Annotated in this window: 19 protein-coding genes and 2 tRNA genes; 6 read left to right on the top strand and 15 right to left on the bottom strand. The window is 57.8% G+C overall.

The window, feature by feature from the left end:
• Positions 1–5: 5 nt before the first annotated feature.
• Together mdoH and mdoG are read right to left on the bottom strand one after the other, a co-directional pair.
• Entirely contained in the window at positions 6–2,534 is a 2,529-nt protein-coding gene (gene mdoH / locus KHQ24_RS06040; RefSeq protein ID WP_004204533.1) for a glucans biosynthesis glucosyltransferase MdoH, read from the bottom strand.
• The gene (gene mdoG, locus KHQ24_RS06035; RefSeq protein WP_004140751.1) at positions 2,527–4,080 is read right to left on the bottom strand and encodes a glucans biosynthesis protein MdoG; all 1,554 of its coding nucleotides are present in this window, start codon (positions 4,078–4,080) and stop codon (positions 2,527–2,529) included. Before mdoG ends, mdoH begins: the two co-directional genes overlap by 8 nt.
• 251 nt (positions 4,081–4,331) lie before the next feature.
• Between mdoG and mdoC the strand changes: the two genes are divergently transcribed.
• Positions 4,332–5,492 (top strand): glucans biosynthesis protein MdoC, encoded by a 1,161-nt coding sequence (gene mdoC / locus KHQ24_RS06030; protein ID WP_211777163.1) that lies wholly within the window; start codon positions 4,332–4,334, stop codon positions 5,490–5,492.
• Between the two features lie 34 nt (positions 5,493–5,526).
• Here mdoC and KHQ24_RS06025 read toward each other — a convergent pair whose 3' ends face one another.
• The 6 genes from KHQ24_RS06025 to ghrA form a co-directional block, all read right to left on the bottom strand.
• Positions 5,527–6,120, bottom strand: a complete 594-nt coding sequence (locus tag KHQ24_RS06025; protein ID WP_017900746.1) for a TetR/AcrR family transcriptional regulator — start codon at positions 6,118–6,120, stop codon at positions 5,527–5,529.
• A 66-nt stretch (positions 6,121–6,186) separates the two neighbouring features.
• Positions 6,187–6,714 (bottom strand): O-acetyl-ADP-ribose deacetylase, encoded by a 528-nt coding sequence (gene ymdB / locus KHQ24_RS06020; RefSeq protein WP_004204529.1) that lies wholly within the window; start codon positions 6,712–6,714, stop codon positions 6,187–6,189.
• Positions 6,715–6,866: 152 nt separating this feature from the next.
• A complete protein-coding gene (locus KHQ24_RS06015; protein WP_049092943.1) occupies positions 6,867–7,349 on the bottom strand; it encodes a DUF1097 domain-containing protein in 483 nt (160 codons plus the stop codon).
• A gap of 103 nt (positions 7,350–7,452) precedes the next feature.
• On the bottom strand, positions 7,453–8,007 hold the full coding sequence (locus tag KHQ24_RS06010; RefSeq protein ID WP_049092945.1) for a TorD/DmsD family molecular chaperone: 555 nt from the start codon (positions 8,005–8,007) through the stop codon (positions 7,453–7,455).
• A 22-nt stretch (positions 8,008–8,029) separates the two neighbouring features.
• A complete protein-coding gene (locus KHQ24_RS06005; protein WP_004204525.1) occupies positions 8,030–8,767 on the bottom strand; it encodes a phosphatase in 738 nt (245 codons plus the stop codon).
• An 88-nt stretch (positions 8,768–8,855) separates the two neighbouring features.
• On the bottom strand, positions 8,856–9,794 hold the full coding sequence (gene ghrA, locus KHQ24_RS06000) for a glyoxylate/hydroxypyruvate reductase GhrA (RefSeq protein WP_049004597.1): 939 nt from the start codon (positions 9,792–9,794) through the stop codon (positions 8,856–8,858).
• Between the two features lie 268 nt (positions 9,795–10,062).
• Here ghrA and KHQ24_RS05995 point away from each other — a divergent pair.
• Positions 10,063–10,150 (top strand) — tRNA-Ser (locus KHQ24_RS05995).
• A 347-nt stretch (positions 10,151–10,497) separates the two neighbouring features.
• On the opposite strand, the gene KHQ24_RS05990 is transcribed toward KHQ24_RS05995, so the two are convergent.
• Positions 10,498–11,403, bottom strand: a complete 906-nt coding sequence (locus tag KHQ24_RS05990) for a LysR family transcriptional regulator (RefSeq protein ID WP_004204523.1) — start codon at positions 11,401–11,403, stop codon at positions 10,498–10,500.
• Positions 11,404–11,557: 154 nt separating this feature from the next.
• Between KHQ24_RS05990 and KHQ24_RS05985 the strand changes: the two genes are divergently transcribed.
• The 3 genes from KHQ24_RS05985 (at position 11,558) to KHQ24_RS05975 (ending at position 13,347) form a co-directional block, all read left to right on the top strand.
• A complete protein-coding gene (locus tag KHQ24_RS05985) occupies positions 11,558–12,418 on the top strand; it encodes a pirin family protein (protein WP_043523224.1) in 861 nt (286 codons plus the stop codon).
• Between the two features lie 18 nt (positions 12,419–12,436).
• The gene (locus tag KHQ24_RS05980) at positions 12,437–13,114 is read left to right on the top strand and encodes an isochorismatase family protein (protein WP_002898927.1); all 678 of its coding nucleotides are present in this window, start codon (positions 12,437–12,439) and stop codon (positions 13,112–13,114) included.
• Positions 13,115–13,259: 145 nt separating this feature from the next.
• Positions 13,260–13,347 (top strand) — tRNA-Ser (locus KHQ24_RS05975).
• Positions 13,348–13,985: 638 nt separating this feature from the next.
• Here the strand turns inward: KHQ24_RS05975 and phoH are convergent.
• The 4 genes from phoH to efeU form a co-directional block, all read right to left on the bottom strand.
• The gene (gene phoH, locus KHQ24_RS05970) at positions 13,986–14,774 is read right to left on the bottom strand and encodes a phosphate starvation-inducible protein PhoH (protein ID WP_002898923.1); all 789 of its coding nucleotides are present in this window, start codon (positions 14,772–14,774) and stop codon (positions 13,986–13,988) included.
• Positions 14,775–15,278: 504 nt separating this feature from the next.
• Positions 15,279–16,562: an iron uptake transporter deferrochelatase/peroxidase subunit gene (gene efeB, locus KHQ24_RS05965; protein WP_048323645.1), complete on the bottom strand. Its 1,284-nt coding sequence runs from the start codon at positions 16,560–16,562 to the stop codon at positions 15,279–15,281.
• A 4-nt stretch (positions 16,563–16,566) separates the two neighbouring features.
• The gene (gene efeO / locus KHQ24_RS05960) at positions 16,567–17,694 is read right to left on the bottom strand and encodes an iron uptake system protein EfeO (RefSeq protein WP_004204517.1); all 1,128 of its coding nucleotides are present in this window, start codon (positions 17,692–17,694) and stop codon (positions 16,567–16,569) included.
• Between the two features lie 51 nt (positions 17,695–17,745).
• Entirely contained in the window at positions 17,746–18,576 is an 831-nt protein-coding gene (gene efeU / locus KHQ24_RS05955; protein ID WP_211777162.1) for an iron uptake transporter permease EfeU, read from the bottom strand.
• 270 nt (positions 18,577–18,846) lie between these two features.
• Between efeU and KHQ24_RS05950 the strand changes: the two genes are divergently transcribed.
• Positions 18,847–20,031, top strand: a complete 1,185-nt coding sequence (locus KHQ24_RS05950) for a NupC/NupG family nucleoside CNT transporter (RefSeq protein ID WP_096833581.1) — start codon at positions 18,847–18,849, stop codon at positions 20,029–20,031.
• Between the two features lie 31 nt (positions 20,032–20,062).
• Here the strand turns inward: KHQ24_RS05950 and KHQ24_RS05945 are convergent, their stop codons facing one another.
• Together KHQ24_RS05945 and putP are read right to left on the bottom strand one after the other, a co-directional pair.
• Positions 20,063–20,497, bottom strand: coding sequence for a DUF3574 domain-containing protein (locus KHQ24_RS05945; protein ID WP_004204513.1), 435 nt, complete (start codon positions 20,495–20,497; stop codon positions 20,063–20,065).
• A gap of 133 nt (positions 20,498–20,630) precedes the next feature.
• Positions 20,631–22,139 (bottom strand): sodium/proline symporter PutP, encoded by a 1,509-nt coding sequence (putP, locus tag KHQ24_RS05940; RefSeq protein ID WP_004147889.1) that lies wholly within the window; start codon positions 22,137–22,139, stop codon positions 20,631–20,633.
• Positions 22,140–22,176: the final 37 nt, after the last annotated feature.

Below are 22,176 nucleotides of genomic sequence, written 5' to 3'. Positions count from 1 at the left end.
ACGGCTTATTTCGTTTTCAGCGCCAGCGGGTTAAGCGCCAGCTGCTGATAGGCGTTCACCCACGAGGAGTATTTCTCCGGCGCGGCCCATACGCGATAGTGCAGACGCGACATGGTTACCGGGTCGCTCAACAGCACCAGTCGACGATCGCGGTTCAGCTTATCCGGCGTTTCATTCAGCGCCTGCTCGACATGACGCTCGCGGGCGATCTCCAGGATATGACCCTGACGGTGCCGCGCGGTGGCCATCGCGGTGGCAAGGGCGTTAAACGACGGGTTAAACACCGCGTGCATAAAGCCATCGTCCAGCGAACGCTGACGGTTCAGCGTCAGGTACGCATCGGTATCCTTGAGCACCTGCGGCGGCGAATACTCTTCCGGAATCAGGAACAGCTTCCAGCGCTTGGTGCGCAGGCCCACGGTCGCCCGGCTGGAGATAGCCGACACGAACGGCGACAGAATCAGCGATACGACAATCGGCGCCAGCCAGAACAGGAAGCGCAGATCCAGCCATGCCATTCCGACCGCCCATACCAGCCCCAGCAGCAGCTGCGAGCCGTGACGCATAAAGGCTTCTCCCCACGGCGTGGAGTCATCATCACGCTGCGGCGAATTCCACACCACTTCCCAGCCGAGGAAGGCGCTGACCACGAAGACGGTGTGGAACAGCATGCGAACCGGCGCCAGCAGGACCGAGAACAGAACCTCCAGCAGCAGGGAAAGCGTCACGCGGATAAATCCACCGTACTCCTTCGGCCCCTTACACCACACCAGGATAATACTCAGCAGCTTCGGCAGGAACAGCAGCACCATGGTCGAGGCGAACAGCGCAATAGCCAGCTCCGGACGCCACTGCGGCCACACCGGGAACAGCTGACGAGGCTGCAGGAAGTACTGCGGCTCGGTCAGGGCATGCACCACCTGCAGCGCTGTCGACAGGGCAAGGAACATAAACCACAGCGGCGCTGACAGGTAGGACATCACGCCGGTAAGGAATACCGCTCGGTGGACCGGGTGCATCCCTCTCACGAGGAACAGGCGGAAGTTCATCAGGTTGCCCTGGCACCAGCGGCGGTCGCGTTTCAGCTCGTCCAGCAGGTTCGGCGGCAGCTCTTCATAAGAGCCCGGCAGATCGTAGGCAATCCACACGCCCCAGCCGGCGCGGCGCATCAGCGCGGCTTCAACGAAGTCGTGCGACAGAATCGACCCGGCAAAGTTGCCCTCGCCCGGCAGCGGCGCCAGCGCGCAGTGCTCAATGAACGGCTTCACGCGGATAATGGCGTTGTGTCCCCAGTAGTGGGACTCCCCCAGCTGCCAGAAGTGCAGACCCGCCGTAAACAGCGGACCATACACCCGGGTGGCAAACTGCTGGCAACGCGCATACAGCGTGTCCATGCCCGAGGCGCGTGGGGATGACTGGATGATCCCGGCGTTCGGGTTCGCTTCCATCAGACGCACCAGGCTGCTCAGACACTCTCCGGTCATTACCGAGTCCGCGTCAAGCACCACCATGTAGCTATACTGGCTGCCCCAGCGGCGGCAGAAATCATCGATGTTGCCGCTCTTACGCTTCACGCGACGACGACGACGACGGTAGAAGATCTGCCCTTCGCCCTGCACTTCGGCAATCAGCTCCATCCACGCCTTTTGCTCAGCCACACAGATATCGGGGTTATAGCTGTCGCTGAGGATATAGACGTCGAAATGGGCGGCGTTGCCGGTGGCTTTCACCGACTCCCAGGTCGCCCGCAGCCCGGCGAACACGCGGTCAACGTCTTCGTTACAGATCGGCATAATAAGCGCTGTCCGGTGCGCCGGGTTCAACGGTTCGTCACCGACCGTCGAGGCGGAAATACTGTACTTATCGCGACCGATCAACAGCTGCAGGAAGCCCATTAACGCGGTCCAGAAGCCAGCGGAAACCCAGCAGAACAGCACCGCGAAGAGGATCAGAATGCCGCTCTGCAACACGTACGGCAGCAGCTGCATGAAAGAGATCCACAGGTTCTGCCCCACCATGTCGGCCGGGTTGATCAGCGCCCAGCCCTGATAAGGCAGAATGGTTTTCATGTACCAGGTGGCCACCACGGTCTGCGACAGCGTCAGCAGCAGCAGGATGTAGCGACGAATAGTGCCGACGGTACGCCATTTTTGCTCGCTCTCGCGCTCTTCTTGCGTCAGGCGGGAGAGATAGCGCGGCGTGACATCGCGTCCGCGCAGACGGTCCCAGAAGCGGCCAACCGGGTTGGTACGCCACGGGTCCGGGATCATCGAGGAGCGCTTGGCTTTCGGCATCGCATGCAGCTGGGTGCGGCCTTCATCATCCTTCACCAGCTGATCGCCAGACAGCGAATCCGGCCAGCTGTGCGCCAGCCGCGCCTTTACCGACCCCAGCGGGGAGTCGTCTTCGCGGGCGAAGGTCTGATGTTCGTCATCCAGGGCCTGATGAACGGCCTGCAGGCTGGTGTCCGGCAGCGCCGATTTCTCGGCGTCCGACAGCGGCAATGCGTCAATGTACTTCGTTATCTTATTCATTGGCAGGCAGCTGATAGCTCCAGGTTTCGCTCAACGTGTCATCACCGTTAACCAGTGCGGCGCGCATTTCCGTCGTTTTCTTCGGATCTTTCACCTTCAAACGCAGGATCATACGCCAGCCTTTGGTCACCGGATTGTAACGCACGGTATTTTCAACGATTTCAGCGTTATCGCCGGTGCTCGCCTGGGCGGCGACCGGGGTATCCGCTGGCAGTTTTTTCATATCGGCGCCGGTGAAGTCGACAATGAAAGCAATGGTGCCGTCCGGCTGGCGGATCAGGTTCGACTGCTTCACGTCGCCGGTAGAGCGGCGGGTCTGCATAACGTACGCGTTATCCGGCGCATGCAGCTTGTCTTCATCGCGGCTGAAGGTGATGGTGTACTTGAAGTTCATCTCCTTGCCCGGCTCCGGCAGCTGATCCGGCGTCCAGTAAGTCACGATGTTATCGTTGGTTTCATCGTTGGTCGGGATTTCGACCAGTTCGATTTTCCCTTTGCCCCACTCCCCTTTCGGGGTGATCCAGGCGCTCGGGCGCAGGTCATAACGATCGTCAAGGTCCTCGAAGCGCGAGAACTGACGGCCGCGCTGCAGCAGGCCGAACCCTTGAGGGTTTTCCATCGCATAGCTGCTAACGGCCAGGTGTTTCGGGTTGTTCAGCGGACGCCAGATCCACTCGCCGTTGCCCGCCAGGATCGACAGACCATTGGAGTCGTGCAGCGCCGGACGATAGTTGAGCGCCGGAGAAGGCTGGTTGGAACCGAACAGGAACATGCTGGTCAGCGGCGCCACGCCCAGTTTGCCCACTTTGTCACGCAGGTAAACTTTGGACTGGACATCCACCACGGTGTCGCGTCCCGGCATGATCACAAAGCGATAGGCGCCGGTTGCCCGCGGCGAATCCAGCAGCGCATAGATAGTCAGACGCTTGTCGGTGGCTTTTGGTCGCTCGATCCAGAACTCACGAAAACGCGGGAACTCTTCGCCGGAAGGCAGCGCGGTATCGATAGCCAGACCGCGCGCGGACAGACCGTATACCTGACCCTGACCCAGCACGCGAAAGTAGCTGGCACCGAGCATGCTGACGATTTCATCGTTCTTATCTTTGCTGTTGATCGGATACAGTACTTTGAAGCCGGCGAAACCAAGGTCTTTCACCGTGTCTTTATCGTGCTGAACGTTACCAAAGTTAAAATAGTCCGGGCTATATTTAATTTTGCGCACGCTGGTGGCCGTCACTTCATTGATGGTGACCGGCGTGTCGAAGTACATACCCTGATGGTAAAATTCAAGCTTGAATGGGGTTTTCTGGTTATTCCAGTAAGCTTTATCGTGATTAAACTGAATTTGCTGGTAGTCCGCGTATTTCATATCGCGGAAAGCGGAGGGCAGGTTACTCTTTGGCGCTTCATAGCCTTTCCCGGCTAACGTTTTGGCCTCTTTTGCAACGTCATCAATGCTAAATGCCCATGCAGATGAAGTACACAGGGACAACATTACGGCTGCGCTTAACCAACGCATTTTCATCATCTGTGGTTTATGTTTCATATAAGTAAGCACTTCCCCCTTTGTGTGCTTAAATCGATCCGATCTATTTTAATGGAAACTCAGGCAATCCGACAACATAATCCCTGCTTTGTTCAGCGTAGCGGCGCAGGGAATAAACAGTTCGCAGTCCCGTTTGCACTTTGCGTGCTTATCCTGGAGACAGGTACCCCGAGTTCATGTAGGGTTGCTGATAATGTAAGCGTTATCATCTTGAGTGATAAGACGAATTATCTGAGATTGTCGTGAATCGTATGAATAATACTCCGGTACAGCGTGAATATTTTTTCGACAGCATCCGCGCCTGGCTGATGCTGCTGGGGATCCCTTTTCACATTTCGCTGATTTATTCCAGCCACAGCTGGCATGTCAACAGCGCTGAGCCCTCGTGGTGGCTGACGCTGTTTAATGATTTCATTCATGCCTTCCGCATGCAGGTCTTCTTCGTCATCTCCGGCTATTTTTCCTATATGCTGTTCCTGCGCTACCCGCTGAAAAAGTGGTGGAAAGTGCGCGTCGAACGGGTCGGCATTCCGATGCTGACCGCCATCCCGCTGCTGACGCTGCCTCAGTTTATTATGCTGCAGTACGTCAACGGCAAGGCGGAAAACTGGCACACCCTTTCCGGGTACGACAAATTCAACACCCTGGCGTGGGAGCTCATTTCCCACCTGTGGTTTTTGCTGGTCCTGGTGGTGCTGACTTCGCTGGGCATGGTGCTGTTTAAATGGCTGACGCGCCGCCCGGCAGGAGGTGCTCACGCTTTCGGTGACACTGTCACTATGGGCCAGCTGACGATGATTTTCCTTGCGCTAGGGGTGCTTTACGCGCTGATCCGTCGGTCATTGTTCGTGATCTATCCGCCCCTGCTAAGCAATGGTCTGTTTAACTTTGTGGTCATGCAGACGCTGTTCTATCTGCCCTTCTTTGTGCTGGGGGCGCAGACCTTTATTAATCCGCGCTTAAAGGCGATGTTCACCACGCCGTCGCCATGGTGCTGCGCGGCAGCGCTGCTGGGATTTATCGCCTATCGGCTGAACCAGCAGTACGGCTCCGGCGACGGCTGGATGTATGAAACGGAATCGGTGATCACCATGGTGCTGGGGCTGTGGATGGTCAATGTGGTCTTTTCGCTCGGCCATCGCCTGCTGAACTTCCAGTCGGCGCGGGTGACCTATTTCGTCAATGCTTCGCTGTTTATTTACCTGGTGCACCATCCGCTGACGCTGTTGTACGGGGCGTGGATCATCCCGGCCATCAAGTCGAATACCTTAGGCTTTATTGGCGGGTTGGTTTTTGTGGTGGGTATTGCCCTGATCCTGTATGAAATTCACCTGCGTATTCCGCTGCTGCGTTTCCTGTTCTCCGGTAAACCGATGAACAAACCGGCCAAAACCCCGGCCTCGGCCAGTTAACCTTTAGCTTTTGCGGCACGCCTGGCGTGCCGCGCTACGCTTGCTCATCAAACAGCCGGTCGAAGATCATGTTATACAGGGCTTCTAAATCCGCTTTATCGACCGGGGTGGATGCGCTCAGCTCACAGCGGTAGGCTGCCCCCTCCGTCAGAACGGCGATGAGCTCTGAAGCGGCATTGCGTCGCGCATCGCTGAGCCCGGGATGATAACGCTGCGACAAACGCCCGCCCTCCTCTTTCAACCGCCGGTCGGCCTGCACCAGGATCTCGCGCAAGCGTGGGTTGCGCGAGGCTTCGGCGTTAATTTCCATCAACAGATAATTGTCGCTTCTGGTGGCTGCCGAAGTCGGGATCCTGCCCGCCAGCACCGCCGCTTTTCGCGCCAGATTGTGGTTCTCATCGATCATCTCGCCGACTCTGGCGTTGACGATTTCGCTGACAATTGCTTCGATGATCGCTTCCTTGCTGGCAAAAATGCGATACAGCTGACCGACGCTCAGACCCGCCTCGCGGGCGATATCCGCGACAGAGGCGCCATGCAATCCCTTCGCCGCGAAACATCTTTGCGCAGCGGCAACGATCTCCGCGCGGCGCGCCTGCTGCTTCTGCTGTACTTTTCCTTCTGACACCCTGCTCCCTCCTGCTATCCATCATTCCTGTCAATATCGGCGGTTATCATAGCCTATTCTGCTGAATCAGGGGCATGCCGCCAGCAGGCGACGATAGATAGCTGCCGTTTCCTCGTCGAAACAGACGAACAGGACCCGTTCAAGCGGGTTATAGCGGGTGAGAAACGCGGTCACGGTGCGCACGGCGATCGCCGCCGCTTCCTCTTTCGGATAGCCATACACGCCGGTGCTGATCGCCGGAAACGCAATGGAGCGATAGTTGTTTGCCGCCGCCAGCTGCAGGCTGTTTTTGTAGGCATCGGCCAGGGTTTGCGCCTCCATGCGGTCGCCGCCGTGCCAGACCGGACCCACGGTATGGATCACCGCGCTGGCGGGAAGATCGCCCGCCATCGTGATCACCGCATGACCAGGGGGACATTCGCCCTGCTGCTGCAACACCTGCTTGCAGGCCGCCAGCAGCGCGGGACCGGCCGCCCGGTGGATCGCGCCATCCACCCCGCCGCCGCCCAACAGCGAGGGGTTTGCCGCATTCACAATCACATCGACATCAAGCGTCGTAATATCGCCGAGAATTACTTCAGGTTGAACAGCCATTTCTCCTCCTGTCGGCATAGCGCGTGGGTACGGCTTTCTGCCGATACTAGGGCATACCCGCCCCCGGGAGCAAGATTATCCCGCAGCGCCGGCGACAAGAAGTTAAAAAAAACAGGACCCTGAGGGTCCTGTTGATATCATCGTCCCGCCGTTCAGGCGTTGTCGTTGGCGAACGATTTTTGCTTTTCCGCACGGGCCGCCAGCCACAGGCCACTATTCTTCATGGCATAGCCAAAGACCAGGCCCAGCGCCAGGGAAGGGATCACCAGACGCCAGTCGCCATCTGCCGCGAAGGTCGCGCAGGCGCCGATAAAGGTGCCGGGGACAAACGACAGCAGCCTCTGTCGCGCCTGGATGCACATCAGAAAGGCCACGACGCCGGTCATCATATAGCTGAGGATCTGCAGCTGTGGGGCCAGCGCGCTACCGTGGATAATCACCAACGCCCAGACCACGCCGCTCATTACCGTGCAGGAGGAGATGGCCAGACCTTTCAGACCGCCCTGCGGGCAGGCGAAATAGGCCGTACAGCCGAGGAAACCGGCCCAGCTCAGCAGGCCGAGGGCGACGGCCACCCATCCCCAAATCCCGGAGAGAATGCCCGTCGTCAATGCGATTGCGAAAAGTATGTTCATGGCGCGTATCCTAGCAGATACGCACTGAAAGAATGCGATCTAAAACACACTAAATGAATGAACCTGATTTCAGTTACATTAAATTAGTGACTTGAATCACATTTTATTGCTCATCTTCTTCCTGAAGCTCGTCCCACATCGCGGCGATGGCGTCGCGGGTTAACGGCGCCATGGTGCGCCAGAACGGTGTGTGCGCATGCGCTTCGACTTTCCCCAGCATCGTCCCGCACCACGGCAGGATATAGTCGGCAAACAGGAGCTCCAGCGTCTCGCTCTGCGCTTCTGTGGCATGATCCTCCAGCCAGGAGGCGGCCAGCAGCAGCGATCCGAGATGATCCGCCGGACCTTCTCCTGTCGGGATGCCGTGATTGCTCAGAAAAGCCCGGACCTCCGCTTCAGAGGAACCCTCCACCCACGCGCTACGGTACGGCGGAACGCTGCAGGCTTCACCGACGAACAGCGCATTATAGTCCGTCGCCAGGGACTGCATTTCACAGCTTTTCTGCAGACGCGCCAGCAGCTCGTCCTGCTCCAGCGGCCAGCTGGCGGCCAGTTTGCCCTCGCGGATCAGGCTAAACAGCGGCACCAGCAGCGGGTCCTGCGGTTGACGGTAATACAGCGAACCCAGCACGCGGCAGAGGATTGAAAACTCGTTCATTCAGTTATTCCAGTTATACAAATTAAAGGTCAGCAAATTCCGGGATCGCCGGCATACCACGCGACTCGAGGAAGTCGAGCAGGCGACGCGGAGAAACGTTGAGGATCCTCTCCTCCGGGAAATCGACAGCATCGAGGATCTTGCGGCACTCGGTAAACTCTCCGAGGGTAAACGCCGTATGAGAGTCCGAGCCCAGCGCCACCCACCCTCCGGCGTCGCGCACCGCGGCGGCGATAGCACGGCAGTTATCTTCACTGCCCACGCGCGATGAAACGAAAGAGGAGTTATTGATCTCCAGCGCCACCTGGTAACGGGCCGCCGCTTCGGCAATGGCCGGGATATCCACCGGGAATTTCGGATTACCGGGATGGCTAATCATATGCACTTTACCGCTGGCCATCGCGGCAATCATCGCCTGCGTATGGGTGGCGCTATCCTGCGGCGGAAACACCGGCTCGTGGAATCCGGCGATGATCAAATCGAGCGACGTCAACATCGGCCCGGAGCAGTCGATCTCACCTTCGATATTTTTAATATTCGACTCAATACCGCGTAGGATCCCCACCCCGTCTACCAGGCGGGGCCAAATGCGCATATTAACGAAGTGCCAGTAGTGCGGGGCATCCGCCATATCCGGGCCATGGTCGGTGATGGCGAAGAGTTTGATCCCTTTACGCTTTGCTTCCGCAATATAATCGTGCAGGGTGCTGTAGGCGTGGGTGCTGGCGACGGTATGCATGTGCAGGTCAACGGGATACATCACATTCTCCTCTTCTGTTTGCCGCAAGAATAGCAGGAAACCGGGCTATTGATTAGCAAAAACCCCGCCGTGGCGGGGTTCGCTTATCTTAATAACCGCGCTGACGATCGACCTGACCGCTAACCGATTCCCCTCGCTCCAGCCGGCTAATGGTCCCGGCGATATAGGCAATTGCCTCCATCGGGCGGGTGACTGCCGCCACGTGGGGAGTCATAGCCACCCGCGGGTGCGCCCATAGCGGACTCTCCTGCGGCAGCGGTTCGCGACTGAAGACATCGAGCATCGCGCCTTTGAGCTTACCGTTGTTCAGTGCCGCCAGCAGATCCTCTTCTACGACATGCACGCCGCGGGCAAGGTTGAGGAGATAACTCTCATCAGGCAGCTGCGCCAAAAGCGTCTGGTTGATAATACCGACGGTTTCGGCGGTATTCGGCAGCAGGTTGATCAGGACGCGAGTCCCCTGCAGGAATCCACCCAGCTCGGCCTGGCCGGCAAAGCTCTGTACCTGCGGCCAGGATTTACGGCTACGGCTCCAGACGCGAAGCGGGAATCCCCAGGGTTGCAGGCTTTCCGCAACCTTCGCCCCCAGCACGCCGGCGCCCATAATCCCGATGGTGAATTCGTCGGCGCGGTACTCGGGCAGCGGCTGCCAGCGGGAAGCCAACTTCAACGCCTGATAGTCATCGAACCGGCGGAACCAGTGGAGCACCTGGCTCACGGCATACTCCTGCATCTGCCGTCCCATACCGGTATCTTCGAGACGAAACAGCGGGATCGACAAGGGCAACATATCCGGATGATCGCGCAGCTTACTAAGGATCGAATCCACCCCCGCCCCAAGGGCGAACACGGCCTTCAGCGCCCTGCCTTGCAGCATCTCTACCGGTGGATGCCAGACCAGGGCATAGTCCGCCGGCTGGTTATCGCCCGCTTTCCATTCGCGTACTCGCGCGCCGGGTAACTGCTTTTCCAGCTCTCGGATCCAGTATTGGGTATCAAAGGTCGGATGGTAAAAAATAATCTCCATAGGGGCTCCTGATAGCAGACGCCCGGAGCAGGTTAATGCAGGCGTCTTATTTTACTCATTGTTTTCTATTGGTTTGCCAGCATAACAAATTTCTCCTTGCCGCAAAGTGAAAAGGGAGTGGCGACAAAAAAAACGGATTTCGCACGTTTAAGGAGCAAGTTGTTCGAAGTTTGTCTAAACGCGCTGATTTTGCAAAAAGTTGATTGACGGGCGATACGTATTTCCCTACATTAGCGCCCGTTCCCGACAACAACGGGAAAGACAATATGGTGAGGTGTCCGAGTGGCTGAAGGAGCACGCCTGGAAAGTGTGTATACGGCAACGTATCGGGGGTTCGAATCCCCCCCTCACCGCCATATTTTAAGAAGAGCTCGTACGCAAGTACGGGCTTTTTTTTCGCATGTGGCACCCACCGGGGGGGTAGAGAACCCCCGACTGGGGTTCGACAACTGGCAACGCCAGTTGGACAGACCGCGAGCCCGCGAGCGGGCTGCCCCGACAAAAACGCCGGGAGCGTTTTTGAACAACGCCTGCGTTGGCCCCGCAGGGGCGAGGCCCATGGATGGGCCGAGTAACGGCGAGCGAAGCGAGTCAATCCCCCCCTCACCGCCATATTCGAGATGAGAGCCTGTACGCAAGTACGGGCTCTTTTCTTTTATATTCTCCGCCGGGGAGAGCCCCCCGAGAAAAGCCAATCCCGAAGCTAATCCTCTTCCATTCGCTGATACTCTTCGCTGAGGTAATCCACCAACGCCCTGACGGAGGGCAGCAGCCCGCGCCGTGAGGCAAATACCGCATGGATCACTTCCCGCCGCGGCTGCCACTCATCCAGTACCACCTCTAACTCCCCTGACGCCAGCTGATCGCGCACCATTAATAAAGGAAGCTGCACCACCCCTACGCCGGCCATCGCCGCCTCGCGCAGCGCCAGCATATCGGTGGTCACCATTCGCGGCGTGAAATACACCTCCGCCCTTGCCCCCTCAGGCCCGGTAAGCTGCCATTTATGCTGATGCTTGTTCGCCCCCAGGCTGAGCCCAGGCCAGGCGCTCAGCTCAGACGGCGCCTGCGGACGTCCGAGCCGGGAAATCAGCTCCGGACTGGCCACCAGCCGGTGCCCTCGGTCCGCCAGCACACGCATCACCAAATCGCTGTCCTCGATAGGCCGGGGCCGGACGCGGATCGCCACATCAATGCCCTCCCCGACCACATCCACCCGGCGGTTGGTCGCCTCAAGATGCAAAGTGACCCCGGGATAGCGCGCCATAAATCGCGCCAGCATCGGTCCGATATGGACATGCAGCAAGGTGACCGGACAGGTGATCCTGACGCTGCCGCGCGGCTCGGCGCGCAGCGTGTCGACCGCCTGCTGCGCCGCCTCGGCCTCTATCAGCATCGCTTTGCAATGCTGGTAAAAGGTCTGCCCGACCTCGGTAACCGCGAACTGGCGAGTGGTTCGCTGAATCAAACGCACGCCCAGCCGCTCCTCGAGTTGCGCAATGCGGCGGCTGAGCTTGGATTTCGGCTGGTCAAGCGCTCGCCCTGCCGCGGCGAAACCGCCATGGTCCACGACCTGGACAAACCAGGCGAAGTCATTGAGATCCTGCATCCTTCCTCCATTGTTCCATTGTTCCATTGTTCCATTGTTCCATTGTTCCATTGTTCCATTTTTGGAACAGTATAGGCCATTTTTGCTTACTACCGCACATGTCGTCCCGGATATAAGCTTATTCACATCAGATACCGATACACAGGAGAAAGCCATGAAACAGATTACAGGAGTCTACACCGCGCCCGCGCAGCATTGGGTAGGCGACGGCTTCCCGGTTCGTTCGATGTTTTCCTATCAGACGCACGGCCAGCAGCTGAGCCCCTTCTTACTGCTCGACTATGCCGGGCCGTACACCTTCCCGGCGGGCAGCGATAAACGCGGCGTCGGTGAGCATCCGCATCGCGGATTCGAAACCGTCACCATCGTCTACGCCGGAGAGGTAGAACATCGTGACTCCACCGGCCGTGGCGGGGTGATTGGTCCAGGCGACGTGCAGTGGATGACGGCGGGCGCCGGGATCCTGCACGAAGAGTTCCACTCGGAGGCCTTCACCCGCAGCGGCGGCGAGCTGAAGATGATCCAGCTGTGGGTCAACCTGCCCGCCAAAGACAAAATGGCGCCCCCCGGCTACCAGAGCATTACCGCCGGGACGATCCCCACCGTCGCGCTGACGAATGGCGCCGGACAGGTTCGGGTTATTGCCGGCCAGTATGACGACGTCAGCGGCCCGGCCCATACCTTCTCACCGCTTAACGTGTGGGATATGCAGCTGAATCAGGGGCGCGACCTCACGCTGCGCCAGCCGGAAGGCTGGAGTACCGCGCTGGTGGTACTGGAAGGGGAAGTGATCATCAACGGTTCCGAATCCGCCCGCGAAGGACAGCTCGCCGTCCTGAGCCAGGCAGGAGACGCACTGCATCTGGAGGCGACCGCCCAGGCAAAAGTTCTGCTGATGGCCGGCGAACCGCTGCAGGAGCCGATTGTGGGCTATGGCCCCTTTGTCATGAATAACAAAACGCAGATCGCAGAAGCCGTTCGCGATTTTAACAGCGGCCGCTTTGGCCAAATCTAACTGATTGAGGTGAATACTATGTCTACTCCCGCTAACTTTAACGGTGCTCGTCCGGTGATTGATGTCAACGATACCGCAATGCTGTTGATTGACCACCAGAGCGGCCTGTTCCAGACCGTCGGCGATATGCCGATGCCAGAGCTGCGCGCTCGCGCCGCCGCGCTGGCGAAGATGGCCTCGCTTGCCGGGATCCCGGTGATCACCACCGCCTCCGTGCCGCAGGGGCCGAACGGTCCGCTGATCCCGGAGATTCATGAGAACGCGCCGCATGCGAAATACATCGCCCGTAAAGGCGAGATCAACGCCTGGGATAACCCGGAATTCGTCGCCGCGGTGAAAGCGACCGGTCGCAAAACGCTGATTATCGCCGGGACCATCACCAGCGTCTGCATGGCCTTCCCGGCGATTGCCGCCGTCGCCGACGGTTATAAAGTGTTTGCCGTGATTGACGCTTCCGGCACCTACAGCAAAATGGCGCAGGAGATCACCCTGGCTCGCGTGGTACAAGCTGGCGTAGTGCCGATGGATACCGCCGCCGTCGCCTCTGAGCTGCAGCGCACCTGGAATCGCCCGGACGCAGCAGAATGGGCGGAGGTGTACACCAAAGTCTTCCCGGCCTACCAGCTGCTGATTGAAAGCTACAGCAAAGCGCAGGACGTGGTGAAGAATAACGAACAGCTTGATTCCCAGCGCTAAAACACCCGCCCCACTGCGTCGCAGCGGGGCATTGTTCATTGCGTGAGCGGTCGGTAAAGAAAGAAGAAAATATGCTTGACCGTTTTAACGCAACTCCCTATAGTAGCGCCCCGTTGCCCACCCAAGGTGAGCAGCAAGACAATATGGTGAGGTGTCCGAGTGGCTGAAGGAGCACGCCTGGAAAGTGTGTATACGGCAACGTATCGGGGGTTCGAATCCCCCCCTCACCGCCATATTTTAAGAAGAGCTCGTACGCAAGTACGGGCTTTTTTTTCGCATGTGGCACCCACCGGAGGGGATGAGAACCCCCGACCGGGGTTCGACAACTGGCGCAGCCAGTTGGACAGACCGCGAGCCCGCGAGCGGGCTGCCCCGCAGGGGCGAGCGAAGCGAGTCAATCCCCCCCTCACCGCCATATTCGAGATGAGAGCCTGTACGCAAGTACGGGCTCTTTTCTTTTATATTCTCCGCCGGGGGGGATGAGAACTCCCGACCGGGGTTCGACTACTGGCAACGCCAGTAGGACAGACCGCGAGCCTGCGAGCGGGCTGCCCCGACAAAAACGCCGGGAGCGTTTTTGAACAACGCCTGCGTTGGCCCCGCAGGGGCGAGGCCCATGGATGGGCCGAGTAACGGCGAGCGAAGCGAGTCAATCCCCCCCTCGCCGCCATATTTTAAGAAGAGCTCGTACGCAAGTACGGGCTTTTTTTCGCATGTGGCACCGCAGACATCCCCGGGGTCGGCATCAATGCCTCTCCCGGGCTACCAGACCGTACCCGCCAGGTAGCCCGCTATGCGCAGCGCCGCCGGGAGGCCCCCCCCAAAAACAACAAAGCCCGGGCTCGCCCGGGCCTTGCTCACAGTATGACGATTAATAATAGGCTTTCAGCGTCCGCTGGCAGAGGGCCGAGCGCACGCAGTCATCGGTGGTGAAACGCACGATGCCGATCATCTCGTCTTCCTCAAAACGCGCCAGCGCATCGCTCAGGCCGGACCGCACCCCTGAGGGCAAGTCGCACTGGGTGATATCGCCATTGACGATGACCGTCACGTTCTCCCCGAGGCGGGTTAAAAACATCTTCATTTGCGCTGCGGTCACGTTCTGGGCCTCGTCCAGAATCACCACCGCATTTTCAAAAGTACGTCCGCGCATATAGGCGAACGGCGCGATTTCCACCTTGCCGATTTCCGGACGCAGGCAGTACTGCATAAAGGAAGCCCCCAACCTTTTCACCAGCACGTCGTAAACCGGTCGGAAATAGGGCGCGAACTTCTCGGCGATATCTCCCGGTAAGAAGCCGAGATCTTCGTCGGCCTGCAGAACGGGACGGGTAACAATAATTCTGTCCACATCCTTATGGATCAGCGCTTCAGCTGCCTTCGCCGCACTGATCCAGGTCTTGCCGCATCCGGCTTCGCCGGTGGCGAAAATCAGCTGTTTATTGTCGATGGCATTCAGATAATGCGCCTGAGCCTCATTGCGCGCCTCAATTGGGGAAGTATCACGGCTGTCCCGCGCCATGCCAATTGCTTCTACGCCACTCATTTGCACAAGCGATGTGACCGATTCTTCTTCACGCTGCTTATGGCTGCGTGAATCCCGTCTCAGCACACGTTTTGCTTCACGACGAGCTTTGATCACTGCTTTTTGTCTTCCCATGGATAGCACCTTGCGTTGTAGGTTTACATCACACGCGTCAACATCGACGCGACTATGCGCACGAACGATTGAGGTTTGGCTTCCTTGTAAGCCATTGCTTGCCGGTAGAACTGACAACGAGTCGCGGCTACGCGCACCGCGTACCCTGCCAAGATGGTAATAATTCGAAGCGGAGGGAGAAAGAGTGAGAAAATCGCTGCCGGAAGCGGGGCTTCCGTGCTGAAGAGTACGGTCTGTGGTTTTACGTTGTCCGGTACGGGACCTTACCATTCGCGATCTCCATAGTGAAACGTCACACTGCCGGGAACTACCGCGTATGTAATAAGTACATCAAAAAAGATTCTTAATGCAACTTATTTTTCACAATGACGCAACAAATAGTTCTTAAGCAAGTGTAGGAGACTATCGGTCATTTGTATTACAGAAATATAACACATGGCAGGAAATATAATAAAAAAGAGAAAAACAGCAGAAAACGCCCTGCCCTTGCGGACAGGGTCGGTATCAGGCCTGAAGCAGCGTCTGTCCCAGGTAGTGCTTATCATCCACCACGCCGGGTAAAACAAAGAAGTAGCCCCCGCCGATGGGTTTGACGTACTCCTCCAGCGCCTCGCCGTTAAGCCGTTTCTGCACCGTCAGAAAACCCTTTTCCAGATCGTGCTGATAGCAAACGAACAACAGCCCCATATCCAGCTGCCCGGCATTAGTGACTCCCAGCGAATAACTGTAGCCGCGGCGCATCATCAGGCTGGACTGGGTTTCCGGCGTGCGAGGGTTGGCCAGACGAATATGGCTATCCAGCGCGATCGTCTCGCCGTTAGGATCTTTACTGTAATCCGGGGTATCGTGTTCGTTTTTCATCCCCAGCGGCGCACCGGTGTGCTTGTCGCGGCCGAAGATGGTCTGCTGCTCCTTGAGCGGCGTCCGGTCCCAGAACTCGACGTGGAACTGGATGATGCGCGCCGCCTGATAGCTGCCGCCCACCGCCCAGGCCGGCTCGTCCTGATCCGCCGTGACCCACACGACCTGATCCATCAGCGCGCTGTCATGGCTCGCCGGGTTAGCGGTACCGTCCTTGAAACCCAGCAGGTTGATGGGGGTCTCCTTGCCTTTGCTGCGCGCCGCGCTATCGGAGATAAACCCTTCCCGCTTCCAGCGCACGCTGAGCAAATCCGGCGTATGTTTGATGACATCGCGCAGGGCATGGATCACCGTGTCCTGAGTATTGGCGCAGATCTGCAGCAGCAGGTCGCCATGGCACAGGGCGGCATCCAGTGAATCATTGGGGAAGCGAGTCATCGGCTGCAGCTTTTTCGGCGCTTTATCCGCGAGACCAAAGCGCTCATCAAACAGCGAATGGCCGACCGAGACGGTGATGGTCAGATTATCCGGGGCAATCCACGGCCCTAAGATGCCGGAATCCATCGGCGGCAGACGCGGATTAGGCGTATCCGGCGCCGGGCCGCCCTGGGTTAAAAAGGCGATACGCTGGGTCAGCAGCCGAAACAGACGCTCGAGGTCGGCTTTATCTGACGCCAGCACATCGAACGCCACCAGCATCATCGAGGCCTGCTGCGGCGTCAGAATACCCGCCTGATGCGGGCCATAGAATGGCTGTTTTTCCTGGCGCGCGTCAGGTGTGAGCGTCCCGGGGGAACTTTCCGCTTTTGCCGCATGCGCTACCGGGCAGCCGCCGGTGATGGCCAGCGCGCCGCCAAGCGCGCCGATCCCTTTCAGTAAGCGACGACGTGACGGCTCGTTCACGTCGTGTGGTTTCTGTTGTGCCATCGACTTAGTCCAGACCCAGGATCCCGCGCAGCTGAGCCAGATCTTCCGCCAGGGTGGTGATCGGCCCTTTCAGCGCATTACGGTCAGCGGTGGTCAGCTTATCGTAAGTTTCGAAACCCTCTTTGGTGCGGTATTTGCTGAGGATACTGTCCACTTTCTTAAAGTTGGCGTCCACTTTAGCCAGCAGTGCGCTGTTCTCTTTTTGCAGCTGCGGGCGCAGCAGATCGACAATTTTCTGCGCGCCGTCAATATTGGCCTGGAAGTCCCACAGGTCGGTATGGCTGTAGCGATCTTCTTCACCGCTGATCTTGCTGGCTGCGACTTCTTCAATTAATCCTGCCGCCCCGCCCACGACTTTTGACGGTGGGAACGCCAGCTCACTGATGCGCTTTTGCAGCTCCAACACATCGCTGTTCAGCTGATCGGCATATTTTTCCATGCCCTTGACGCTGTTATCACCAAACAGCGCCTTTTCCAGACGGTGGAATCCGGTGAATTTCGGATCTTCCGCTTTTTTCTCGAAATCGTCTTCGCGGGCGTCGATGCTGCCGTCAAGGTCAGAGAACAGCTCAGCAATCGGCTCAATGCGCTCGTAATGCTGGCGCGTCGGGGCGTACAGCGCTTTCGCTTTTTCGATGTCGCCAGCTTTCACCGCGTCGGTAAAGGCTTTGGTGCCGCTGACCAGCTGCGCGGTTTCCGCCGTCACATAGGCTTTATAAGCGGTGATCGCGTCGCCGAGGCTCAGCACCGCATTCGCTTTCGCCGCGTCTTTGGTGGCGGCGCCGGTGACGATCAGTTTGCCTTTCGGGTTGGTGAGCAGACCGCAGGTCATGTCATATTCGCCCGGCTGCAGGTTTGCGGTGAGCTTCTGGGTAAAGCCCGGCGCGATGTTTTCGCGCTCTTCCACCACCATCACCCCTTTCAAAATCTCCCACTCCAGCGCTTTCTGGCTGTGGTTCTGAATAATAAACTGGGTTTTACCCGCGTTAACGGTCACCTGCATCGGCTCGCACTGTTTGTCGTTGACGGTGACTTTGACCTGCGGGATATCCGCAGCCTGAGCACCGAATGCAGAGCTGAGCAGCGCGGCCACGGTCACCCGCAGCGCATTACGGCGAAAATGAATCATCATGATCATCCCTTTCGGTAAGTAGAGTGTCGCTTATAAGCTCGCAGCGCCCGGTCAGGCAGCCCGCGAGGCAGTCGTATTATTTCGCGGCGGCAGCGCAAACAGCACCAGCACCGGGATCAGATAAAGCAGATAGACAGCCACTTCGCTGACGCTTGGCGTCTCCTGGTAGCCGAAGATCCCTTCCAGCAGCGTGCCGAACAGCGTATGCGTCGACAGCACAGTGCTCAGATCGAAGGCGGTCTCCTGGAACAGGTTCCACAGGCCCGCCTCGTGGAAGGCGCGGATCGCCCCCGCCGCCAGGCCAGCGGCCACCAGCAGGATAAACAGGCTGGTCCATTTGAAGAACACGCCAAGGTTGAGACGGATACCGCCCCAGTAGAGGAGGAAACCCAGCACGATTGCCGTGGCCAGCCCCAGCATCGCCCCCAGCGGCGGCCAGATGCCAACGTCCTGCTGGAATGCCGCCAGCAGGAAGAAGACCGACTCCAGCCCCTCACGGGCGACCGCGAAAAAGACCATCATCACCAGCGCCCAGCCGTGGTGATTGCCGCGCTGTAGCGCCTTATCCACGGCCTGCTCCAGCTGCTGCTTGACGTTGCGTGAGACATTGCGCATCCAGAAGACCATCCACGTCAGGATCACCACCGCAATGACCGCGACGATCCCTTCGAACAGCTCCTGTTCGCGCTGAGGAAATTCCCCGGTGGTTTCGTTGATAAAGATGCCTAAGCCAAGACACAGCGCCGCTGCGAGGATCACGCCAATCCACATCACGCCAATCCAGTTGCCGCGCTGGGTGCGTTTCAGATAGCTGGCGATCAGGCTGACAATCAGCGCCGCCTCCAGGCCTTCGCGTAACATAATGAGAAATGGGACAAACATGCAAATACCCTTAAATGTAAAGCACCGTCAACGAATGCAAAAACAGGTAATATTTATGATAGTGATTATCATTACAATACTCAGAAACACAAGCGAAATGTTTAGAGAATGATGACTATCTGTAAATAAATCGCTGGCAAATAATGACTTATGAAAATATTCGCCTGTTATGAGGGAAAAGAATAAGCAAAGGATTTTTTACGCCAGATATTTACCCGTCGCGGCGGCTATGGCTAAATGGCGGCCTTATTGACCTGCGAAAAGAACAACATGACTGCATTTTTTCATTTCCTGCTGGCGCTGGCGGTGATCCTCGCCCTGGCCTGGCTTGTCAGCTACGACAGACAAAAAATTCGTATTCGTTATATTCTTCAGTTGATTATTATAGAAATAGCGCTCGCTTTCTTTTTCCTGCACGCCGAAAGCGGCCTGTGGCTGGTAAAAAATATTTCCGGCTTTTTTGCTTCGCTGTTAGGCTTTGCCGCCGAAGGGACCAATTTCGTCTTTGGCGGCATGAGCGAAAAAGGCTTAGCCTTTATTTTTCTTGGCGTCCTGTGTCCGATTGTGTTTATTTCCGCGCTGATTGGTATTCTCCAGCACTGGCGGATCCTGCCGATTTTTATTCGCGTGATTGGCACCCTGCTGTCGAAGGTCAACGGCATGGGTAAGCTGGAATCTTTTAACGCCGTCAGCTCACTGATCCTCGGCCAGTCGGAAAACTTCATCGCCTACAAAGGCGTACTGGGCGACCTCTCCTCACGGCGTCTGTTCACCATGGCGGCGACGGCCATGTCGACCGTATCGCTGTCGATCGTCGGCGCCTATATGACCATGCTGGACGCCAAATATGTCGTCGCGGCGCTGATCCTGAATATGTTCAGCACCTTTATTGTGCTGTCGGTGATTAACCCGACGCGGCCGGACAGCGAGCAGGAAATAAAGCTGGAGAAGCTGCATGAATCACAGAGTTTCTTTGAAATGCTCGGGGAATATATTCTGGCCGGCTTTAAAGTGGCGATGATTATTCTGGCGATGCTGATCGGCTTTATCGCCCTGATCAGCGCCATTAACGCGCTGTTCGCTACCCTGTTTGGCCTCAGCTTCCAGCAGATCCTCGGCTACGTCTTCTATCCGTTAGCCTGGCTTATCGGCATTCCGCTGAGCGATGCGCTGAACGCCGGCAGCATCATGGCCACCAAGCTGGTCGCTAACGAATTTGTGGCGATGATTGAGCTGCAAAAGATTGCCGCCAGCATGACGCCGCGCGGGCTCGGCATTCTCTCGGTCTTCCTGGTGTCGTTTGCTAACTTTGCTTCAATCGGCATTATCGCCGGGGCGATCAAAGGCCTGAATGAACCGCAGGGCAATATCGTCTCCCGCTTCGGCCTGCGGCTGGTGTTTAGCGCCACGCTGGTGAGCCTGCTTTCCGCCAGCTTCGCCGGGCTGGTGCTGTAAGACAAACGGCGGGGCTGCCCCCGCCGTTTACTCAGAACTGCACGCAGACCGGCTGGTCGACACGCATCACCGACTCCTGCGCGAAGCGCGATTTATAGCCCTCGCGCAGGGCCTCAATACCGGTCTCGCTCTGCGCGTCGTGGCCATGGATCACCATCAGCGCCTTGCTCTGCTCCCGCACCACCTGACCATTCTGGCCAAGCCACTGGCCGTGGGCATCAAACACCGTCAGCCCGTCGCGAAAGCGCGGCGTGACGTCGCGGTCGACAAACTGTTGCCACTCTTCAGCGGTGATGTCTTTCCCCGCCGGGCGGCTCAGACCGAAGTAAAGCGTGGTTTGCACCATGGACTGATCCGCCGGGCAGGCGCCGGGCTTCGGCGCGCTGGTCGATGAACTTCCACCCGCCGCGCAGCCGCTGAGTAACCCTGCCAGCACCAGCGCCATTACACCCTGTCTGAACGTCATCTTTGCTATCCTCATTGTTATTAGTCAGGAAATATCAGCGGATTTTCAAATAATTAGCAAGGGTTATAATATTCCGGCCCGGCAACAGGCAATAAAAGCCCGCCAGCGGCGGGCTCGTGAGCGTCAGATGAGCTTACTCAGCCGTGGCGCGTACCGGCGGCGGCGTATGGTAGTGGGCATCCGCTTCAGCGAAGCGCTGCTGCATGCTGGCTGACGGCGCTTTATCCAGCAGGCTAAAGACCACAATCCCGATGCTGCCGAAGACAAAGCCCGGAATAATTTCATACAGGCCCAGCCAGCCAAACTGCTTCCAGACGATCACGGTCAGGGCGCCAATCACCATCCCGGCCAGCGCGCCGTTACGGGTCATACGCGACCACATCACCGAAAACAGCACCACCGGGCCAAAGGCGGCGCCGAAACCGGCCCAGGCATAGCTCACCAGACCCAGCACGCGGTTCTCCGGGTTGGCCGCCAGGGCAATGGCCACCAGGGCAACCACCAGCACCATCATACGGCCCACCCAGACCAGCTCTTTCTGACCGGCGTTTTTGCGCAGGAAGGCTTTATACAGATCTTCAGTAATCGCGCTGGAGCAAACCAGCAGCTGACAGCTCAGGGTGGACATCACCGCCGCCAGAATCGCCGACAGCAGGATCCCGGCAATCCACGGGTTAAACAGGATTTGCGCCAGCTCGATAAACACGCGTTCGGCGTTCTGGTTAACCGCGCCCGCCAGGCTCGGGTTGTTATTGAAGTAGGCGATGCCAAAGAAGCCGACGGCCACCGCCCCGCCGAGGCAGAGGATCATCCAGGTCATACTAATGCGACGCGCGTGGACGATGCTGTGGTGCGAATCCGCCGCCATAAAGCGCGCCAGAATATGCGGCTGACCGAAATAGCCCAGTCCCCAGCCCATCAGCGAAATAATCGCCACGAAGTTCAGCCCTTTCAGCATGTCGATATTTTCGATGCTCTTCTGCTTAATGACTTCCAGCGAATCGCCAAAACCGCCGACGGATATAATCACGATTACCGGGGTAAGGATCAGCGCGAAAATCATCAGGCTGGCCTGCACGGTATCCGTCCAGCTGACGGCGAGGAAGCCGCCGACAAAGGTATAGATAATTGTCGCCGCCGCGCCGGCCCACAGCGCGGTTTCATAACTCATGCCAAAGGTGCTTTCAAACAGACGCGCCCCCGCCACAATTCCCGAGGCGCAATAGATAGTAAAGAACAGCAGAATAACCAGCGCCGAAATAATTCTCAGCACCCGGCTTTTATCTTCAAAACGGCCGGTAAAATAATCAGGCAGCGTCAGGGCGTTATTATTCACCTCGGTATGCACGCGCAGGCGCCCGGCGACCAGCTTCCAGTTAATCCACGCCCCCAACGTTAAGCCGATGGCAATCCAGCTTTCGGAAATCCCGGAGAGGAAAATGGCACCCGGCAGGCCCATCAGCAGCCAACCGCTCATGTCCGAGGCGCCGGCGGAAAGCGCGGTCACAAATGGCCCCAGACTCCGCCCCCCGAGAATATAATCATCAAAGTTTTTGGTCGAACGCCAGGCAATAAACCCTATCAATACCATACCAAAAATATAAACAATAAATGTCACCAGCATCGGTGTGCTAATAGCCATGCAAAGTCTCCAGAATTTTTATCGACAGCGTCCAACT

It is taken from the genome of Klebsiella sp. 54, assembly GCF_018223875.1.
GTDB lineage: Bacteria > Pseudomonadota > Gammaproteobacteria > Enterobacterales > Enterobacteriaceae > Klebsiella > Klebsiella quasipneumoniae.
Note: the sequence above shows the minus strand (reverse complement) of the source record. Positions and strands in the feature narration are given on the sequence as shown.

What these genes read in the sequence shown, in the direction of transcription:
- mdoH (WP_004204533.1), bottom strand. Translation starts at nt 2,534, where the DNA reads ATGAATAAGATAACGAAGTACATTGACGCATTGCCGCTGTCGGACGCC.
- mdoG (WP_004140751.1), bottom strand. Translation starts at nt 4,080, where the DNA reads ATGAAACATAAACCACAGATGATGAAAATGCGTTGGTTAAGCGCAGCC.
- mdoC (WP_211777163.1), top strand. Translation starts at nt 4,332, where the DNA reads ATGAATAATACTCCGGTACAGCGTGAATATTTTTTCGACAGCATCCGC.
- ymdB (WP_004204529.1), bottom strand. Translation starts at nt 6,714, where the DNA reads ATGGCTGTTCAACCTGAAGTAATTCTCGGCGATATTACGACGCTTGAT.
- KHQ24_RS06015 (WP_049092943.1), bottom strand. Translation starts at nt 7,349, where the DNA reads ATGAACATACTTTTCGCAATCGCATTGACGACGGGCATTCTCTCCGGG.
- KHQ24_RS06010 (WP_049092945.1), bottom strand. Translation starts at nt 8,007, where the DNA reads ATGAACGAGTTTTCAATCCTCTGCCGCGTGCTGGGTTCGCTGTATTAC.
- KHQ24_RS06005 (WP_004204525.1), bottom strand. Translation starts at nt 8,767, where the DNA reads ATGTATCCCGTTGACCTGCACATGCATACCGTCGCCAGCACCCACGCC.
- ghrA (WP_049004597.1), bottom strand. Translation starts at nt 9,794, where the DNA reads ATGGAGATTATTTTTTACCATCCGACCTTTGATACCCAATACTGGATC.
- KHQ24_RS05990 (WP_004204523.1), bottom strand. Translation starts at nt 11,403, where the DNA reads ATGCAGGATCTCAATGACTTCGCCTGGTTTGTCCAGGTCGTGGACCAT.
- KHQ24_RS05985 (WP_043523224.1), top strand. Translation starts at nt 11,558, where the DNA reads ATGAAACAGATTACAGGAGTCTACACCGCGCCCGCGCAGCATTGGGTA.
- KHQ24_RS05980 (WP_002898927.1), top strand. Translation starts at nt 12,437, where the DNA reads ATGTCTACTCCCGCTAACTTTAACGGTGCTCGTCCGGTGATTGATGTC.
- phoH (WP_002898923.1), bottom strand. Translation starts at nt 14,774, where the DNA reads ATGGGAAGACAAAAAGCAGTGATCAAAGCTCGTCGTGAAGCAAAACGT.
- efeB (WP_048323645.1), bottom strand. Translation starts at nt 16,562, where the DNA reads ATGGCACAACAGAAACCACACGACGTGAACGAGCCGTCACGTCGTCGC.
- efeO (WP_004204517.1), bottom strand. Translation starts at nt 17,694, where the DNA reads ATGATGATTCATTTTCGCCGTAATGCGCTGCGGGTGACCGTGGCCGCG.
- efeU (WP_211777162.1), bottom strand. Translation starts at nt 18,576, where the DNA reads ATGTTTGTCCCATTTCTCATTATGTTACGCGAAGGCCTGGAGGCGGCG.
- KHQ24_RS05950 (WP_096833581.1), top strand. Translation starts at nt 18,847, where the DNA reads ATGACTGCATTTTTTCATTTCCTGCTGGCGCTGGCGGTGATCCTCGCC.
- KHQ24_RS05945 (WP_004204513.1), bottom strand. Translation starts at nt 20,497, where the DNA reads ATGACGTTCAGACAGGGTGTAATGGCGCTGGTGCTGGCAGGGTTACTC.
- putP (WP_004147889.1), bottom strand. Translation starts at nt 22,139, where the DNA reads ATGGCTATTAGCACACCGATGCTGGTGACATTTATTGTTTATATTTTT.